Origin of the sequence: Streptomyces sp. NPDC059455 (genome assembly GCF_042750115.1) — a bacterium.
Taxonomy (GTDB): Bacteria; Actinomycetota; Actinomycetes; order Streptomycetales; family Streptomycetaceae; genus Streptomyces; species Streptomyces endocoffeicus.
In genome coordinates this window covers 22,435-25,081 of sequence record NZ_JBHYVB010000023.1, presented here as the reverse complement: position 1 = coordinate 25,081, position 2,647 = coordinate 22,435, and the positions used below count along the sequence as shown (strand labels likewise).

At 66.8% G+C, this 2,647-nt stretch carries 3 protein-coding genes; all 3 read right to left on the bottom strand.

Going from position 1 to position 2,647, the window contains the following annotated elements; all coding sequences use genetic code 11:
- Window positions 1–124: 124 nt before the first annotated feature.
- On the bottom strand, window positions 125–439 hold the full coding sequence (locus tag ACFXB5_RS11095; protein WP_385205330.1) for a DUF1330 domain-containing protein: 315 nt from the start codon (window positions 437–439) through the stop codon (window positions 125–127).
- Between the two features lie 337 nt (window positions 440–776).
- The gene (locus tag ACFXB5_RS11090; RefSeq protein WP_385205327.1) at window positions 777–1,445 is read right to left on the bottom strand and encodes a YdcF family protein; all 669 of its coding nucleotides are present in this window, start codon (window positions 1,443–1,445) and stop codon (window positions 777–779) included.
- Window positions 1,442–2,233 (bottom strand): GntR family transcriptional regulator, encoded by a 792-nt coding sequence (locus tag ACFXB5_RS11085; RefSeq protein WP_385205324.1) that lies wholly within the window; start codon window positions 2,231–2,233, stop codon window positions 1,442–1,444. Before ACFXB5_RS11085 ends, ACFXB5_RS11090 begins: the two co-directional genes overlap by 4 nt.
- Between the last annotated feature and the right edge of the window lie 414 nt (window positions 2,234–2,647).

Sequence of the window (2,647 nt, the reverse complement as noted above, 5' to 3'; positions counted from 1 at the left end):
ACACAGAGAAACAGCCCCCCGGGCGTGCACCGCCCCGCGGCCCAGCACGACGCCCGGGGCGCCCGCCCCCCCGCACGCGCGGCCCCTCGCCCACCAACTCCCCCTTCGCACACCAGCAGAAGCGCTAGGCCGGAAGGGAGAAGCCCTCGGGCGGCGAGCCCTCGGCGAACAGCATCTGCACCCGAACTTTTCCCTCCCGTATCTCCCGGGCTCGCCGGTACTCGGGGGAGTCGTACCACTCCCTGATCCGATCCATATCGGGGAACTCGATGACCAGGAACCGGGAGGAGTCCCAGGTGCCCTCGACGGGTTCGGGCGTGGGACCCGCGACCAGGTAACGGCCGCCGTGGCTAAGGATGGACTTCTGGGCCACGGGGGCGTAGGCCAGACCAGCCTCCTCGTCGAGCACATCGACGTTGACGATGACGTAAGCACTCACAGGGTTCCCCGTTTCCTTGTGCTTGTTGCTGCGGCGTTCAGTCTGGCCGCAGCTTGGCCGCACGCGCTGGTCAACGCTGGGATTCAGGTGAGACAGGGTGAGACAGGAAGCGGAAGGGAGGGGCCCCGGATTCGCCGGGCCCTCCTCCCACCTGCGCTTTTCCTACCTGCGCGGAGGCTGAGGGATTTGAACCCTCGGTGACATCGCTGCCACGACGGTTTTCAAGAGGGATGCGGTATCCCGACCTAACCATCCTCTGAGCTGCACAGATGCGAGGTTCGCGCGTCCCCGCTGGGCGGCTGGCCCACACATGGCCCACAAGCCCCGGAACCGCACCTCAGGAACGCGCCGCCGCGTCGGCACGCACGACCCGGCTCGTGAAGCCATCACCACGCAACCGGTCGTACGCCTCCATCACGTCATCAGGCACGGTGAGCCTGATCATGAACCCCTGATCGGGGTAGATCAGCAGCCGCTGAAGGGCGCCAACCAGCATGTCAATCACCAGCCGCGGATCCCCGATGGAATCGATGTACTCCTCGAAGGTCATCGGCGTGGACGCGCTGACGAACTCCACCTCGGGCCAGAGCTTGCGCGCCGTGGCGTACGCGCGCCGCTCCTCGTACGGCTTGCTGATCAGCAGCACCGACGACACATCGACACCGGACTCTTCCAGCAGTGCCCGCGAGAACCGGATGTTCTCCCCGGTGTTGCGCGCCTGGGGTTCAACGAGCACCGCCGAACTGGGAACCCCCAGCTCAAGCGCCCGCTCCCGGTAGTGGACGGCTTCGCCGCGCGGCATGCGCTCCCGCGTCGTCGGGCTGTTGGCCCCGGTGAACACAAGGAGCGGCACCATGCCGCGCTCGTACAGGCTCACGGCCGTATCGGCTACGCCCAGGTCGTGACTGCCCAGGCCGATGGCGACCGAGCAGGGGCGGACGGTGTGGGCCATCTGGTGGTAGCCCCACAGGCGCCGAGCGTCCGCCCATGCCTGTGCCGAGATCATTCCTGCCCCTTGTCCTGCGTTGAGTCCGGAACCTTGAAGTCGTATTCCCAGGCAAACCGCGACGCGGCATGCACGCCAACGGCGAATTCGACCACGGTACCGTCCGCCGTCCAGGTCGTCCGATGCAGCTCGACAACGGGCTCCCCCGGTGGCAATTGCAGGAGCTTCACCTCATCTGATGTGGGGACGCGGGCAAAGATCTCTTCCTTCATGTGGTCGATCTCGTACCCCGCGTCGTACAGCACCTTGAAGCCGCCGCCTCGCCCGGCGGGGCCTGGGGACGGGTCCACCAATCGGGTGCCCTCCACGTGTTCCGGCCGGTAGTAGCTGGTCAGCGTGTGCGTCGGCTGCTCGCCCTCCTTCACGAGCCGCGCCCGTGCGTACACCTCCGCGCCGGGAGGCAGGCCGTGCGCGGCGGCGGCCTCTGGCGGTGCCTCGACACGGCTGACGGTCTGAGTCTGGTCGTCACGACGGTACGTGCGCCCGGAGGCGAGGCGGTCCGCGATGAACGCCACCTCGTCGCCGTCGCGCCACTTTGCCTTGTCGTACCGCGCGGTACCGAGTCGTTTGAGCGGAGTCCGCTGCCGGACGACGGTGCCATGACCGCGCGATGAGGTCACCAGACCCTCAGTCTCAAGAGCCTTGTACGCCGCGTGGACGGTGGACTTTGACCCCTCTCCCGCGTCGACCAGATCCCTGATGTGCGGGAGCCGCTGGCCAGGTCGGTACTCACCGCTCTTGATCTGTTCAGCCAGCCTGTCCGCCAGGTCTCGCCACTTCGGCGCCATCCCATGCTCCTCTCGACTGCACCAGTGAAACACAGTCCCAGGACTGTTGACAGTCCTGGGACTGTGCGGCATCGTCTTACTCGTCAGCCCGCAGTCCTAGGACAGCGGTCGATGGAGGGCCCTTCTTTGGGCTGCTCCGAAGCGCCCGGAAGCCCTTCACGAGGGGGCGAAAGGAAGCGCCTGCTGCTTGAGAACTTCATAGGTCCCAGCCAAAGCCGCCGATGGGAGGTGTACGGCACGGCTGGTGGCAGACCAACGGACGGCGCGTAAGAGCGTCCCCGCGGGGATGAGGGTGCAACTCCCTCCCCGTCCGCCATCCGCTCGGAGCTCCCGAGCGGTGCCGGGCCGGTCTCTTTTACACATATCCCAACCCACGACTCACAGATGCACGAGCGCTTGGGGCAGATGGAGTAG

Coding starts and splice junctions, on each gene's coding strand:
- ACFXB5_RS11085 (WP_385205324.1), bottom strand. CDS start 2,233: ATGGCGCCGAAGTGGCGAGACCTGGCGGACAGGCTGGCTGAACAGATC.
- ACFXB5_RS11090 (WP_385205327.1), bottom strand. CDS start 1,445: ATGATCTCGGCACAGGCATGGGCGGACGCTCGGCGCCTGTGGGGCTAC.